Origin of the sequence: Enterococcus florum, assembly GCF_004309355.1 — a bacterium.
In the GTDB taxonomy this organism is placed as follows: Bacteria; Bacillota; Bacilli; order Lactobacillales; family Enterococcaceae; genus Enterococcus_A; species Enterococcus_A florum.
Genome location: NZ_BJCC01000032.1, coordinates 23,597 through 39,055, shown reverse-complemented (window position 1 = coordinate 39,055; position 15,459 = coordinate 23,597). Strand labels below are relative to the sequence as shown.

15 protein-coding genes and 1 pseudogene are annotated in these 15,459 nt (G+C 40.0%); 6 read left to right on the top strand and 10 right to left on the bottom strand.

Annotation, left to right across the window (positions count from 1 at the left end; all coding sequences use genetic code 11):
- Nucleotides 1-138 precede the first annotated feature (138 nt).
- Genes NRIC_RS16635 through NRIC_RS16620 form a run of 4 tightly spaced genes read right to left on the bottom strand, consistent with a single transcriptional unit; the run spans nt 139 to nt 4,911 of the window.
- Entirely contained in the window at nt 139-984 is an 846-nt protein-coding gene (locus NRIC_RS16635; protein ID WP_146623841.1) for a histidine phosphatase family protein, read from the bottom strand.
- Nucleotides 985-1,035: 51 nt separating this feature from the next.
- On the bottom strand, nt 1,036-2,001 hold the full coding sequence (locus NRIC_RS16630) for an alpha/beta hydrolase family protein (RefSeq protein WP_146623840.1): 966 nt from the start codon (nt 1,999-2,001) through the stop codon (nt 1,036-1,038).
- Between the two features lie 36 nt (nt 2,002-2,037).
- Nucleotides 2,038-3,456 (bottom strand): glycoside hydrolase family 1 protein, encoded by a 1,419-nt coding sequence (locus tag NRIC_RS16625; RefSeq protein ID WP_146623839.1) that lies wholly within the window; start codon nt 3,454-3,456, stop codon nt 2,038-2,040.
- 45 nt (nt 3,457-3,501) lie between these two features.
- The gene (locus NRIC_RS16620; protein WP_146623838.1) at nt 3,502-4,911 is read right to left on the bottom strand and encodes a PTS transporter subunit EIIC; all 1,410 of its coding nucleotides are present in this window, start codon (nt 4,909-4,911) and stop codon (nt 3,502-3,504) included.
- 795 nt (nt 4,912-5,706) lie between these two features.
- Between NRIC_RS16620 and NRIC_RS16615 the strand changes: the two are divergent.
- Together NRIC_RS16615 and NRIC_RS16610 are read left to right on the top strand one after the other, a co-directional pair.
- A pseudogene (locus NRIC_RS16615) lies at nt 5,707-6,079 on the top strand (hypothetical protein).
- Between the two features lie 52 nt (nt 6,080-6,131).
- Complete coding sequence (locus tag NRIC_RS16610; protein WP_146623837.1) at nt 6,132-6,749, top strand: PadR family transcriptional regulator; 618 nt, start codon at nt 6,132-6,134, stop codon at nt 6,747-6,749.
- Nucleotides 6,750-6,954: 205 nt separating this feature from the next.
- On the opposite strand, the gene NRIC_RS19915 is transcribed toward NRIC_RS16610, so the two are convergent.
- Nucleotides 6,955-7,023 carry a hypothetical protein gene (locus NRIC_RS19915; RefSeq protein ID WP_227873839.1) on the bottom strand — a complete coding sequence of 23 codons (69 nt, stop codon included), beginning with the start codon at nt 7,021-7,023 and terminating at the stop codon, nt 6,955-6,957.
- Nucleotides 7,024-7,477: 454 nt separating this feature from the next.
- Nucleotides 7,478-9,313, bottom strand: coding sequence for a translation elongation factor 4 (gene lepA / locus NRIC_RS16605; protein ID WP_146623836.1), 1,836 nt, complete (start codon nt 9,311-9,313; stop codon nt 7,478-7,480).
- A 152-nt stretch (nt 9,314-9,465) separates the two neighbouring features.
- Between lepA and NRIC_RS16600 the strand changes: the two genes are divergently transcribed.
- The 3 genes from NRIC_RS16600 to NRIC_RS16590 are packed head-to-tail and all read left to right on the top strand — an operon-like array spanning nt 9,466 to nt 11,848.
- Nucleotides 9,466-10,683: a GNAT family N-acetyltransferase gene (locus NRIC_RS16600; protein WP_146623835.1), complete on the top strand. Its 1,218-nt coding sequence runs from the start codon at nt 9,466-9,468 to the stop codon at nt 10,681-10,683.
- Nucleotides 10,670-11,170 (top strand): nucleoside 2-deoxyribosyltransferase, encoded by a 501-nt coding sequence (locus NRIC_RS16595; protein WP_146623834.1) that lies wholly within the window; start codon nt 10,670-10,672, stop codon nt 11,168-11,170. Before NRIC_RS16600 ends, NRIC_RS16595 begins: the two co-directional genes overlap by 14 nt.
- Nucleotides 11,171-11,848, top strand: coding sequence for a DUF2238 domain-containing protein (locus tag NRIC_RS16590; protein WP_146623833.1), 678 nt, complete (start codon nt 11,171-11,173; stop codon nt 11,846-11,848).
- Here the strand turns inward: NRIC_RS16590 and NRIC_RS16585 are convergent.
- A complete protein-coding gene (locus NRIC_RS16585) occupies nt 11,845-12,345 on the bottom strand; it encodes a pyridoxamine 5'-phosphate oxidase family protein (protein ID WP_146623832.1) in 501 nt (166 codons plus the stop codon). The two genes, NRIC_RS16590 and NRIC_RS16585, sit on opposite strands and share 4 nt — an antisense overlap.
- A gap of 225 nt (nt 12,346-12,570) precedes the next feature.
- Here NRIC_RS16585 and NRIC_RS16580 point away from each other — a divergent pair, with 225 nt between their 5' ends.
- A complete protein-coding gene (locus tag NRIC_RS16580) occupies nt 12,571-13,278 on the top strand; it encodes an HAD family hydrolase (RefSeq protein ID WP_227873835.1) in 708 nt (235 codons plus the stop codon).
- A 57-nt stretch (nt 13,279-13,335) separates the two neighbouring features.
- Here the strand turns inward: NRIC_RS16580 and NRIC_RS16575 are convergent, their stop codons facing one another.
- From NRIC_RS16575 to NRIC_RS16565, 3 genes are all read right to left on the bottom strand, one after another.
- Nucleotides 13,336-13,989 carry a beta/alpha barrel domain-containing protein gene (locus NRIC_RS16575; RefSeq protein WP_146623874.1) on the bottom strand — a complete coding sequence of 218 codons (654 nt, stop codon included), beginning with the start codon at nt 13,987-13,989 and terminating at the stop codon, nt 13,336-13,338.
- Nucleotides 13,990-14,056: 67 nt separating this feature from the next.
- Entirely contained in the window at nt 14,057-14,671 is a 615-nt protein-coding gene (locus tag NRIC_RS16570) for a glycoside hydrolase family 73 protein (protein WP_146623831.1), read from the bottom strand.
- A 9-nt stretch (nt 14,672-14,680) separates the two neighbouring features.
- On the bottom strand, nt 14,681-15,451 hold the full coding sequence (locus tag NRIC_RS16565; RefSeq protein ID WP_146623830.1) for a M15 family metallopeptidase: 771 nt from the start codon (nt 15,449-15,451) through the stop codon (nt 14,681-14,683).
- Between the last annotated feature and the right edge of the window lie 8 nt (nt 15,452-15,459).

The following is a 15,459-nucleotide window of genomic DNA, read 5'->3' as shown; positions in this document are numbered from 1 at the left end:
GGGATCGACAGCTTTTATTGTGCTTTTTGCACAGCTAAAAAAGGGAAAGCTGATTACTCACCTTCCCTTTTCATTCTATGCATTTCGTTGATGGCTGGACTTCGCGTACGAAATCTTTCTAATGATCTATCCAGTCCACTATTCTTTTACGCCCTTTTCAGCGTAACTCATATCATTGACTGTTTCGACTTTCCACTTGCCATCTTTGTAGATCGCTTTTGAAATACTTGCATTTTCTAAACCAGACATTGGGATCTCACTAGCAACACTTGGATCTAACTCATTCAACAGTGTTACTAAGGTCATTCCGTGAGAGACGACTAAGATTGATTGATCGCCGTCTTCATTTGCCTCTTTGACGATATCATCCAATGCTGCTTTCGATCGCTTCGCTACAGTATCGTAATCCTCTGCTGGCCAATTCTCGTTTTCTTTGACATTTTCCTTGTCAATTTCAGCTAGATCATTTGAGATTTCTTTGATAAAGCCATTATAGCCGCCACCTTCTTTAGCTGCCTTTTCAGTATATTCATCAGCCGTCAAATCTTTTCGCTTGGCAATCGCTTCTACTGATTCTGCCCCTAGTGTCGATTCAAACGTTCCAAAGTTGAACTCCCGCAAGCGTTTATCCTTGTTTATTTCTACTTTTTGCCCCGCTTTATCTAAGAGTATCTCCGCTGTTTCGATTGCTCGTCCACTATCACTTGTATAGACCTTGTCAAATTTGATACTGTCGCCGATACCGGTACCGACATTCTCTGCTACCTCGATTCCTGCCGGCGTCAATGGGGCATCACTCCATCCTTGTGATCTGCCGGTAGTGTTCAGCATTGTTTTCCCGTGACGTGTGAAATAAACAGTGACTTCCTCTGATTTATTCTCGGAAGCGGCATCGGTGGAATCTGTGGCCGCGCCCCCTCCTGAACATCCTGCTAACAGGCCTACTGACAACATTCCGATGATCATCTTTTTGAATCGCTTCATTTGCTTCTCCTTTCACCCTTACATATTTTCTCTACTAGTTAGAACTGCGCATTATTTTAATTTTTGGATTAGAAAATCAGCCGTCCGATCAATCGTATAGCCTTGTACGCTAGTATCCTCTCCATTCTCAATATTTTTGAAGCCGTGATCAGCATTCTTGATTGTGCAGACAGATAATTCTTCTACATTCGTCGCTGCTTTAATTGCTTGGTCGGTTGTTTCCTTGCGAATCGCAGGATCTTTTTCCGCTACTGCAATAAAGAGATTCCCTTGATAATTGTTGATTGTTTCTACAGGATTACTTTCTTTGACTCCTTCAAAGAAATCCAAGCTCAGATCGATAGCGTTCTCTTCGCCATAAAAATCGAATACGGCCAAATCATTTTCTTGTGCTTCTTGATAATACTTTTCAACCGATTCCTTGCCACCCATAAAATCATAGATGCCTTCGAGCCCAGGCGCGGCAGCAGGTGCCCAGATAGCCGCAGCTTTAATTTGATCATTCAGCTTCAAAGCAGTCATGCGAGCCCCCATACTATGGCCCATTAGACCGATTTTGTCCTGGTCAATTTTGTAATTTTCTTTCATATAATCAAGTGCTGTATCCATATCCTCACTCATATTTTTGATCGTATAATTGGTATACGGTTCTTCACTCTCATTATTCCCGGCAAAATCGATCATGATGGACAAGATATTTTCTTCAGCTAACTTCTCAGCGATTTTAGGAAAGGCACCATCACCATCTCTCGATCCGACAAACCCATGAGAAAATAGGACAACTGGATAGCTTTCGTCTGTCATTTCCGCTGGAGTAACTACCGTACTATAAATCTTTGTGCCTCTTTTGGATTCAAATGTGACATCCTCACTTTTTACTTTCACAGCCTTCTCCCCCATAGCGCTCCCTTTTTCACCACTATCTTCTGTAGCGTCAGACTTTGCCTGACATCCGCTAAATACCGTGCAACCTAATAGTACCAACAATAAAAATGCACTCTTTTTTACTTTTCTCATTGATTTCCTCTTTTCTGCCTACCACTGGCATTGCGATTAGTGCTGATAGGTCAACGGATTTGTTTTGTCCCAAAGATCTTCACCATTACTATTAATCACCTGTTTGAACCACTCAAAGCTCTTCTTTTTATAACGTTTCAAATCCTTTAAATCCGTTTCATCGCGATTGACATAGATAAAGCCGTAGCGTTTCTTCATTTCTCCTTGAGAGCTTAAGATGTCAATAGGTCCCCACGTTAGAAAGCCCATCAAGTCAACGCCGTCTTCTGTTACAGCTAATCGCAATTGTTCCACATGATCTCTTAAATAATCGATCCGATAATCATCTGCAACAGTCAACTCATCATTCAAGCTTTCCTTGACGCCGATCCCGCATTCTACAGTGAAGACCGGCATCTTATAACGGTCAAAAAGTTCCTTCGCCGCTAGTCGCAGTCCGCGCGGATCAATGATCCAGCCCCATTCGCTTACATCCAAGAACTCATTTTTCGGCTGTGTACCGTCTAAAAAGGAATCTAAAAAGGAATTGACGGTAATATCTGCACCCGTTTTGGCTACTGCACTTTGATAATAACTAAATGGTAAGAAATCTACTGTTCCTTCCTTTAAGTATTGCTTGTCTTCCGCAGTAATCTCTGGCATGATCCCATTCTTTTTCCAATCATGAAGCAGATCTTGAGGATACTCCCCATAGACAAAGACATCAGTTGACTGATAGGTCATCCTGCGATTGGCGATTTGTGCACTGAGGATCGCATCAGGATGGCTCGTTTCTGGATAGAATGGTGAGAAGGCAACCATCCCGCCAACTTGTGCGTGAGGTGCAAATGCCGTAACTAAGTGCTTCACAGCTGCTGAAGCCAAGAATGAATGGTGCTGCGCCAGTGCCTCACAGCGAGCCAATTCTTTTGGATCAACATCCTTCGGCAACAAATCGCTCGTCATAGTGTGCGCGACATTTTGTTCATTGATGGGAATATAGTAGTTCACTCTTTTGCCAAAATGCTTAATTACGATCTCTGCGTATTTCTGATAGGCTTCCAAAACTTTTCTTGATTGCCAGCCGCCGTACTTCTCAGCTAGTGCATCCGGCAGATCAAAGTGATACAAGCAAATAATCGGCTCGATCTGTTGAGCAATCAGCTCATTAATCACACGGTCATAAAAGTCTAATCCTGCTTGATTCACTTCCCCTTCACCATCTGGTAGAATCCTAGCCCAGCTTAATGAAAAGCGGTACGAATTAAAGCCCATTTCGGCAAATAGTGCAATATCTTCTTTATAACGGTGATAAAAATCAATGCCATTTCCCCAATCTGATGAGGTTTTTGCATGTGTGGTTTTTTTCTTTGTATCGTAAATTGTAAGACCTTTTCCATCTATATTCCAGGCACCTTCTGCTTGCATACTCGAAACAGAACCACCCCACATAAAATTTTCTTTAAATGTAGTCATAATTACTCTCCTCTTCTTTTTTTTAATCCTGATTGTTAATAAGGATTACGCCACTTCTTCTTCATCTTTCCAGAAAAAGTATACAAGGGCAAAAGCAAGTGCCATCGTAACGATTATTCCAATTACTAATCCATAAAAGCCTTGATCAATCCCATTTGGTCCGATCACGCTAGGAAGCAAGAAAATTCCAGCGATCAATGAATAGCCCTTCGTTCCCATCAATCCAACGATCAATCCACCTACTACTGCACTGACACAGCCCAAAATAAATGGTTTTCTTCTAGGTAAATTGATTCCATAGATCGCTGGTTCTGTTATTCCAAAGAGGCCTGAGATAAATGCTGGATAAGTCAATGCCTTCAGCTTTTTGTTTTTTGTTTTTAGCATAACTGCCAAGACTGCCCCTACCTGCCCGAAAATCCCAATCGTTGTAGCGGGAATCATCATATCATAACCAAGTACCGCTAAATTGTTCAACGTGATTGGCACAAGGCCCCAGTGAATTCCGAAGATCGTACAAATTTGCAACACTCCTGCTAAGACTGCAGATGTAATAACCGGGCTCAAGTTATACAAGGCTTGTGTTCCTGCACCAAATAGTTGCGATGCCCAGGTGGCAATTGGACCAATGACGATGAATGTCAGCGGGATCACGATTAATAACGTTCCAGCGGGTACAAAGAAAAACTTCACGACATCTGGTACGATTTTTTTCAATCCGCCTTCAACTTTTGCGGCAATCCATGTGGCAACGATAATCGGAATGACACTTGAAGCATAGCTCATCAAAATAACTGGAATCCCTAAGAAGGTCAGGTGAACGGGTGATTCGAAAATCGTTCCTGCAAATAGGGTGTACAGTGGCTCCTCTGCCATGATACCTGCCAAGGTCGGATAAACCATCGCCGTTCCAATCGCCATGCCGATGAAGATATTGCCTCTAAATTTCTGTGCCGCAGTATAGCCTAAAAACACGGGGAAGAAATAGAAGAAACAATCACCAATGATATTCAAGACTTGATACGTTCCTGAAGTCATGCTCAATAACCCTGTTGCAACAAAAACTGTCGACAACCCTTTGATCATTCCGGTTGAAGCTAAAATTCCTAATGTTGGTGTAAAGACACCTGATACTAGGTCAATAAAACGATCAAAAATTGACAGCTTCTTGTCATCTGCTGGTTCATCTACCACATTGTCCCCTTCATTGATTTCATAAATACTATTGATATCGTTGTAGACATCGCCGACTGAATTACCAATGACTACCTGATACTGTCCTCCGCTTTGAACGACGGAAACCACGCCATCAGTATTCTTCAGGATGTCTGTATTCGCCTTGTCTTCATCCTTTAATTTGAACCGTAAACGCGTCATACAATGCGCGAGATCGCTTATATTTTCTTTTCCACCAACATTTTGCACGATCGTACGTGCCAGCTCTTCATATTTCATCAGTCATTTTCCTTTCCTTATTACTGCTTGATTGAAAAAAATAAGTGCAATAGATTTTGCTAAATGAATTTGTTCTTGACAATTTTTCAATAATTCTCCGTTATCCTCCTATCACCAAAGGATAACCAATGCTTTGTCCTAGCCTTTCCTTCACTTTTTAGAACTTGTTACTTAATTTATTTTTAAAATGAAACATATTACACTTTGAATGATAACGGTTTCCGCAAGGGAAGTCAATAGGTTTTTGAAATATATTTTAGTTAAAATAAATAGAATGAAATTAGTTACACAAAGACATTCCAAATTTGTTTACATATGAGTTTTGTTAAGCTTTTAATCTTCCTGTTCATGCTTACAAACCTAAAAAACTTGAGAGAATTGCGAGTTGCTCCCAAGTTTATTTTGTTATAGTGGACGTATCCTACCACCCTCATCCAAAACAAAGTTATTGCTGATAGTTCATTTTTTTGCGTCTTGACTGTGCAAAATCAGCTCACATGACGAAGAAACGCTTCGTTACATCGAACTTTTAGAAGTTGAAAATAAAAGCTCACAGATGGCTTTAGGAGGCAATATGTGGAGTCTCTAAAAAAAGCCGCGCTTCTACTTACTTTTTCAAAGACAAAATAGCAATATTCATTATAAAATCAGTTATTATAGTAAGCATTTGTAGAAATGCCTTTGCTTAGAAAAAATCAGGATTACTGACTAATCATTTTTATTGTACATTGCAAAGTACTAATAGTTATGTTGCTATTAGTAGTATAAAAGATACTAGGAGGAATTTAAGTGCGTATTTTTCCATTACTAGGTGCTCTGTTGTTCAGTGTTATTGCTTTACTGACTTTTTTAGTTACTTTTGGTTTGCCCCTTGGTGAGTACACATTGGGTGGAAAGTTCAAAGTACTACCAAAAAAGATGAGACTTATAAGTGCGAGTTCATTCGTCATTCAAATCATTGCAATCGTAATTATTTTATATGCAGGTAAAATAGTTTCTATTGATTTCTCCTATTCATTAGCAAAAAAATATGTTTCTTTTTTGCTTTCTTTCTTATCATTAATTCGATAATGAACTTTTTTCGTATAGTAAAAAGGAAAAAATGATAATGACTCCACTTGCCCTCATCGCTTCTATTTGTTTTTTTATCACCGCTTTGACAAATTGAAATCTCTTCTCAATTTGAATAGTTCATCAATAAATTTAGAAAGGACATGTATATGCAGATCATTATTTTAGGTCTTATAATGACACAGGATTTAACGATTTATGAAATTAGACAAAAAATTAGAACTTATCTTTCTAATGTAAGTAGCGATAGCACAGGAAGTATTCAAACTGCACTCAAGAAATTATTAGAAAACGGCTTTGTGACTTTTACCGAGAGCGTTGAAAATGGAAAGAATCGAAAAAAATATATGATAACTCGTGACGGAGAAAACTATTTTAAAGAAACAATATCCACTTCAATGCTCTATAAAGAGAAAAATATGGAGCTTGCTAAACTTTTCTTCATGGGTTATGTTGACAAAAATAAGCGAGTCGCCTTAATAGATTCATATATTAAGGAATTAGAAAAAGAACTTCAGTCTTTAAAAAAAGTTGCTATGACTTTTGAACCGAGATATAGCTTTGAAAAAGACTATTTAGAAAAATTTGAAGCTACCCTAAATCAAAGAGATTTAGCAGATAATGATATTCATGATATTGCACGCTTTCAATATGCCACTTTAGATTTTTCAATAGAAAAAATTGAATTTGAAATACGATGGTTCATCAATATGAGAAATAAAGTATTGAGTATTGAAAACATATCAAACGGGCATGATAAAAATTAAATCAATCATTACGTTGTCCTTAGAGTTACACAATTAAAAAAAATAATATTACAATTAAGTTTTTTCATTTTAGTGTAGATAGCTTAATAATTTGATATGTCAAAGAAGTAATTAGCTTATCAGATTTATGAATATATGTATCCAAAAGCGACAGCTATTCCGACAGTATAAATCTACTTTAAAAAGTTTTCTCTAAAAATATAATCTATCCATAAAAAGCAAAGTCATCGTATAACATATACTTCATTTTCATTTTCAAAATATTTTCAATCACATGCTTAACATCATAAGTATCAAATCGAAGTGCACATAGTCAAACACAAGTTCCATCTCTTTATTTGGATTTAATCGTTCCAAATCTTCCATCAAATCCAGTCGCATTTTTTCAATGGGTTCCTATTTTCCAGTTTCAACCATTGAAATGTATCTTCTAGAACAGTTACTTTCAATCGCGAATCGTTGTTGTGATACAAAATAGCTTTCTCTTTTTTCACTTAGCCATCCTCCAAACTTCACTTCACGCCTCCAAACAAAAAAGATGAGAAAAAATAATGCTTTTTTCTCATCTCTCAATTCACCAATAAAATTTCAAGAAAGTGTAACAATTTTGTCAATTTTTATTCAATCGACAGTTTCTCCGACAGCATAAATCTACTTTAAAAAGTTTTTCCTAAAAATATAACGAAAGAAAAAAACTGATTTAATAGGCTTTTGCTGCTATAAAATAGCTATTTCTTCGGCTCGTCTTCATCCATTTTCAAAACGGCCATGAACGCCTCTTGAGGAACCTCGACCGAACCGATTTGTTTCATTCGCTTCTTGCCGGCCTTTTGTTTTTCCAGCAATTTGCGCTTACGAGATACGTCACCACCATAACATTTGGCAAGAACGTTTTTCCGCAAGGCTTTGATATCGGATCGAGCTTGAATCTTCGTTCCGATGGTTGCTTGGATCGGCACTTCAAACTGTTGTCTAGGAATCAGTTTTTTCAATTTTTCTACGATCGCTCGACCACGTTCCTGAGCAAACTGCTTGTGCACGATAAAGCTTAAGGCATCAACTTTTTCATTGTTCAACAAAATGTCCATTTTGACAAGCTTGCTTTCTTGGTAGTCTGACATTTCATAATCCAGTGATGCGTAGCCTTTTGTACTGGATTTCAGCTTATCGAAGAAATCAAATACGATCTCAGATAATGGAATATTATAGACGACATTCACACGATAATCATCTAGATAATCCATCGTAATGAATTCACCGCGCTTGCGCTGCGAAAGTTCCATCACTGCCCCAACATAATCATTTGGAACCATGATATTTGCTTTGACATAGGGTTCATCGACGCTTTGGATTTTTACTGGTTCTGGAAAGTCAGCTGGATTATCCACGATGATTGTTGTTCCATCTGTTAGATTGACACGATAAATTACCGATGGTGCCGTGGTGATCAGCTCTAGATTAAATTCACGTTCCAAACGTTCTTGAACAACATCCATATGCAAAAGTCCTAAGAATCCACAACGGAAGCCAAAGCCTAAAGCTTGGGAAGTTTCCGGTTCAAATTGCAGTGCCGCATCATTTAACTGCAGCTTCTCTAATGCTTCCCGCAAGTCATTGTACCGTGACGTATCGATCGGATAAAGTCCGCAGTAAACCATCGGATTCATTTTACGATAGCCTGGTAATGCTTCTGATGTTGGATTGTCAGCTAACGTGACGGTATCCCCCACTCGAGTATCCTGTACAGATTTGATGCTGGCAGTGATGTAACCAACATCTCCAACCATCAAATAATCTCTTTGAATGGCTTTTGGTGAGAAGACTCCGACTTCTGTCACATCGAAGGTCTTTCCATTGCTCATCATCTGAATCTTGTCACCTGGTCGAACAACACCATCCATCACTCGTATATTCAATACGACACCGCGATAGCTGTCATAAACCGAGTCGAAGATCAGCGCCTTTAAAGGTGCCTCTAAATCTCCGTCTGGTGCAGGTACCAACTCGACGATTTGTTCCAGAATATCATTGATTCCGATCCCGGTTTTAGCACTAGCCAACACAGCATCTTCTGCATCGATCCCGATCACGTCCTCGATTTCTTTTCGCACACGCTCCGGATCAGCAGCTGGCAGGTCGATTTTATTGATCACTGGAATAATTTCTAGATCATTGTCCAAAGCTAAATAGACATTTGCCAACGTCTGTGCTTCGATTCCCTGTGCAGCATCGACGACCAGCACAGCTCCCTCACAAGCAGCTAGACTGCGTGAAACTTCATAGGTAAAATCGACGTGTCCTGGTGTGTCGATCAGGTGGAAAGTATAGGTTTGCCCGTCTTTGGCATCGTAATGCAGCTCGATCGCATTCAATTTGATCGTGATCCCGCGTTCGCGTTCCAAATCCATCGAATCCAGTAATTGATCCTGCATTTCTCGCGAGCTTACAGTATTGGTTTGTTCTAATATACGGTCAGCCAAGGTCGACTTGCCGTGGTCAATATGAGCGATGATCGAAAAGTTTCGAATTTGCTCCTGTCTTTTTTTCATTTCGTCCATATTCATGAATGTTCCTCATTTCTTTTAATCAGCACCACTCATTATACCAACGATTCCTTGATAAAAAAAGGCTTTTTACTATTTCTCAAGGTTGGCATGAGAAAAATCAATGCGCTTTTGCTATACTTGTTTTATAAACTAAATTTGGAGATGGAAAAATGGACCATGAGTTAAAAAATCAATTAGAGCTGCGACGAGTTGATGAGCAATACTTGGATCAGTACGATGAGCTTTTGAGCTATGTGTTTCAGGTTACTGAAGAGGATGTCGAAAGCAGCGGCTATGAAGACAAACGCGAGATGATGCGGGCGAAAAAACCTGTTTTGGAGCAGTCGAAGGTTTTCGGATGGTTTCACAATGATAGTTTGATCTCGCAGATCGCCATTTATCCTTGTGAAGTCAATATCCATGGAAAGATTTTTCAAATGGGCGGTGTTACAGGAGTAGGCACTTATCCCGAATATGCCAATCATGGACTGATGAAGGATTTAATCCAGCTGGCCTTGATTGAAATGCGCAAGGACAAACAATGGATTTCTTATTTGTACCCCTATAACATTCCATATTATCGCCGTAAAGGCTGGGAAATCATGTCAGACAAGCTCAGCTTCAAAATCCGTGATACCCAGCTCCCTAAACAAGTCGAAGTACCTGGTATGGTCGAGCGAAAAGGTGTTGATGATCCTGACGTTTATAAAGTCTACGACCAATTTGCTTTAAGGAACCATGGGGCAATGATTCGCAAAGAGCTGAATTGGGAAGAATATTGGCGTTTTGAAAATGAAGAGGAACGAACTGCTGCCATTTACTATGATCACCATGGAGAGCCAATGGGCGTCCTGTTTTATTGGATCTCAGAAGAGGTTTTTCACGTTAAAGAGATGTTCTATCTGAATCAAGAAGCCCGCAATGGCTTGTGGAATTTTATCAGCGCACATTTTTCGATGGTTTATTGGGCCCAGGGAGATATTTATAAAAATGAGCCTCTCTCTTTCTTGTTAGATGACAGTGAGATCAAGGAAACGATCGCTCCTTATTTTATGGCTCGTATCGTAGACGTGGAAGAGTTTTTGAAGGAGTATCCCTTTGCTAAGCAGGTAGAACCGTTTTATTTTGAGGTGACTGATCCAGTGGCAGATTGGAACAATGGCATTTTTGGTGTTCGCTGGAGTGAAGACAGCGAATTGATCGTCTCCAACGAACCTCAAGGTCATCGGATAAAATTATCCATCCAAACATTAACCTGTTTATTAATGAATTACCGTCGAGCACTTTATCTTGCTCGCATCGAACGACTGGAAGCGGACAAAGCAACGCTCCAGCTTTTAGAAGAAACCTTACCCGATATGGAGGCGTATTTTAGTGACTATTTCTAACCATTTATATTTTGCTGCACCAATGTTTTCTCAAGGAGATCTGCGTTACAATGCTCATGTTGTTGAAGAGATTCGTGCACTTTCTTCAGAAATTACAGTCTATCTACCGCAGGAAAATGAGGCAATCAATGATAAATCGGCTTATGCGGACAGTAAAATGATCGCACTAGCGGACACCGAAGAGGTTTTACGCAGTGACCTGATGATAGCAATCTTGGATGGGCTGACCATTGATGCTGGAGTTGCCTCTGAGATCGGTGTTGCCTATGCTAAAGGAATTCCAGTAATCGGTCTTTATACTGACACACGTCAACAAGGTGCGGAAAACCCAAAAAAGCTGGAAGCATTGCAAACACCAGCAGAAAATCAATTCCATTATGTTAACCTTTATACGATTGGATTGGTCAAATTGAATGGACAAATCGTTTCTTCTGAATCCGAGCTGTTGATCGCGATTCAAAACTTTCTTCAAGAGAGAAGGGATTAAATGAATTACCACAAGTACCAGAGAGGGCTGATTTTCTTTGGTCTTCTCTGTCTGGTCTACAATATCTATGAATTCGCAATCGGCAAGTACTCTACCCAACAAGGAATTATCTTCATGATTGAATGTTTGGCCGGAATTGCCTTGATTTTTTTGCCTGAAATCGTTCAAAGGCTTTTTCGCCTAGCGATACCAGAGAAGATCGTCTATTTTTATTGGTTTTTCCTAGTTATTTCTGTTTTCTTAGGAACTTCGCTGCATATGATTTCCCGCATCGCCTTTTGGGATAAAATTTTACATGCAGTCAGCCCAATGGTATTAACAGCCCTCGGATATGGACTGATCGGTTTATTAATGAAAGAAGCGGACATTCGTAAAACCTCTCCTTGGTTGTTTTTGCTCTTTGGATTTGCCTTTGCAGGTCTGTGCGGGGTTTTCTGGGAGTTTTGGGAATTTCTCTGTGACACTGTTGCAGATATGAATTTGCAGCGCTACGCTACTTCCAATGGCCATCTCTTAGTCGGACGCGCTGCCTTGATGGACACGATGGGGGATTTGCTGACGAACACAGTTGGTGCTTTCTTGATGGGCGTGTTTGCGTTCATTCAGTCCAGAGGAAATACAGCTTACTTTGAGGAATATCGTTTGAAAAAAATAGCCAAAAAAAATGCAGAGAATTAACTCTGCGTTTTTTTTGGTTTTGGTTTATTTTCTTTCATGGTATAAGTTGCAACACTTATTTTGATAATCGCTGTTCGTTCCAACATCTTATCTGGAATCTCATCAAAAGGAATGCCCTTGGCAGCATGATCCATCAATGCATGCAACGCGTGTCTCTTCTCTTTTAGATGATTGACCAGCTCAGCCTCACCGAACCCGATCAAACTTTGATACGCGTACGAGTAAGTAGCCGCATTTTGACTTCCTTGGATCAATGCATGATGATCGTCCATTTCAATCGCAACTTTCCCATTCTTCTGCAGTAATTCAATTTTCTTGCCCTGAGTAGCACCGTGCGCATAAAGGATCAGTTGGTCCTCCTGCCACACATACCCATAGTTGACCGGAACGATGTATGGGTACTCGTCTCCCTTAAAAGCAATTCGCACGACCTGACAGTCTTCTACCAATTGTTTGATCCGTTCAAGTTCTGTAACTTGTCTCTCTTTTCTCCGCATGCTTATCCTCCAACTGCCTTTCTGTTTATTATATAAGATTAGGATTCAAAAAGAAAATCTTTTTTAGTGAAAAAAACTGAAAATTGCAACAACAACGATTTTAAATTCTAGTAAATAAAACCTTTATATATCAACGTTTTTACTCTTTTCTTTAGGCTGTTTCTGCGCTAAAATGATCGAGAAACAATCTTGAAAATTTTCATAAAAATGGAAGGTGTGTCCAATTTGTTAGAAACCGTTGTTTTTGATGTTGATGATACGCTCTACGACCAGCAGCAGCCTTTTCGCAGAGCCGTTCAAAAAGTACTTCCCTTTGTTTCACCAAACGATTTAAATGCATTGTATATTCGCTATCGAGTGCATAGTGACGAAAATTTTAACAAAGTGATCACTGAAGAATGGTCTTTAGAATACATGCGGAATTTTCGGACGATCCAATCACTGAAGGATTTAAATTATCCAATCATTGAGGAGAGCCTTGCTCTTGAATTTCAGGCTGTTTATGAAAAAGAACTTGATGCGATTAACATGCATGAAGAGGTGAGAAAAACTCTAGATTACTTAAAAGAAAAAGAGGTTCCGATGGGGATCATCACTAATGGACCCACAGACCATCAATACAAAAAAATTCTACAGTTGAATTTATTAGACTGGATCGATGAGGAGAACATCATCATTTCTCAGGCTACCGGCTATGAAAAGCCTGACCCTAAAATATTTCAGCTCGCGGCGAAGCAATTTCATCTAGATCCTGAAAAATCACTTTACGTCGGCGACAATTACCTGAACGATGTCATCGGCTCGAAAAAAGCAGGCTGGAATGCGCTTTGGTTTAACCATCGAGAAAAAACTGTTGAAAATGCCGCCAAATTGCAAGCTTTAGAACTGAATGCTTTTCAACAATTACCGACAGCCATCAAGCAATTATTTTAATCCATATAAAAAATCCCTCACACTATAAATCGTTGTGGAGGGATTTTTTTGAAATTTTTAATGGCCTTCCTGTTCTTGCTTGCGGTATTTCTCCATTTTTTTGCTGAAAAGAATTCCGTTTGAAGGCGGTGTATATGTAATTGCATTTGCACCGGCCTCAATGGTTTCTTGAATGGTTTCTTCATCCGGTCCGCCGGTGGCGATGATTGGCAGTTCTGGATACAATTCTCTAAAATGTTTTACCGTTTCTGCTGTTTCTTTAGCTGCACTGATATTGATGATTTGCACGCCAGCCGCTAATTTTTCATCGATCTGGGCGTGTTTGGAGGTCACTGTTCCGATCACAGGTATATCTACGACTGTTGAAAGCGATTTGATCGTTTCGACAGGTGTCGGAGCGTTGACGACCACGCCAAGACTTCCCTGTGCTTCAGCAAACATACCCATGTAAGCAGAACGCTGTCCATGAGTCAATCCACCGCCAACACCCGAAAAAACGGGAATATCTGCTGCTTCGATGATCGATTTAGTGATTGCAGGATGCGGCGTAAAAGGATAAACTGCGATCACCGCATCCGCATCTGTATTGCGAATGATGGCGATGTCTGTGGTAAAAATAATGGAACGGATTCGTTTGCCAAAAATAAGAATTCCTGAAGCATCATGGATCACCTTAGGAACTCGAACAATATCTTGGCGTAATTCTGTCATAATTTCTGGTATCTTTTGGTCCAAAACTATCACCCTTCCGTATTCGTTTTTAGATCATCTCATTTTACTATGGATGATCATACTGATCCAAGTGATACGTTTCGATCACATTGATTATTTTCTGTGCATAGCCTGGATCAGTCGCATAGCCTGCATCCTGCAATGCCTGAGCGGCTTCACGATAATTCGCAGCGGTCAGTACTTGTTCATAAAGAGATGGATTCCAAGTGGTTCCTTGAACAAATAACTGAGTATGGTCATCCATGGATTCCTGCCAGGATTGATATACCCGAAAATCTCCTTGAATCGTGATCCATTCTTCGTTGACGTATTCTTTAGTTTCCAAGGTGACCTTAGACTGGTTGCCATAAGCCTTGATACCAAATAGGTTGTTGTATTCGCTGGCTAAAGTTGATTCTCCCCAATTGGATTCGAGGATGGCTTGCCCAAGAATGATACTTGGCAAAACGCCATACCCCTGCTGCAACTCTTTGGCATGGGGGGCAAGGTATTCAATAAACTGCTCGTGACTCATGGGTTCATTCGCATCTCTTTTCGGTTCCATTCGATCTGAGAGAACATGCAAAGAAAAAACAAACGCAAGGCCTATGAATAGAAACCCTGCGAAAAGATACGGAATTGACAGCTTGCGTGTGCCTTTTTTGTATTTCCTAGCTGGCATGATGCCTCCTTAATTTGACGACAACAATTTCAAATACTCTTCTAACGTTAGATCATGCTTCGCGATGTATTCCGCATTCTTCTTACCGACATACCGAATGTGCCAAGGCTCATAAGTAATCCCAGTGATATCTTCGCGATCCTCCAAATAACGCACGATAAACCCGTACTTCGGCGCGTTTTCAGCAATCCATTTTGCACCAGGCTGATCGCCATACGTAGCATCTAGCACTTGGTTGCCGTAATTGTTGTACCAATCTTGATCGACAACATCTAAAGCCAGTCCCGTGTGATGTTCACTGAACCCTGGTTCTGTGATGGTTTCTTTGGTCTTTGCTGTCGCCTCTTCTTGGCTCATGCCTTGATTCATCAATCCATAGACATTCGTATCAAAAACTTCTTTTTGAGCGGCAACTGATCGGTATGCAGAAATGATCACAAGTGGAAATCCAGCATCCGAAGCTGCTTTAGAAAAAGCTTCATAGTCGGAAGCGATGCGGTTGTCTACCTGATGGCTAGCATCTGATAACGTCGTCAACTGATCCTCATTGATTTCCTCTTCAATTTTATTTTTAGGCCCAACTAACGTCAGCTCCCAGGAATCAGGATCCGCTTTGGGAACATCTGATTCGGCTTTTTTCTTTTCCTTTTCAAATGAATAAGTCGAAGTCGTGGGAGCTTTAGGCTTTTGTTCTCTGGCTTCTGCATTGCTGTAAAATAAAGAATAACCAGTCATGCTAAACATTGCTATAACTGAGAGTAATCCAATTTTTTTCTTCAATTAAAAAT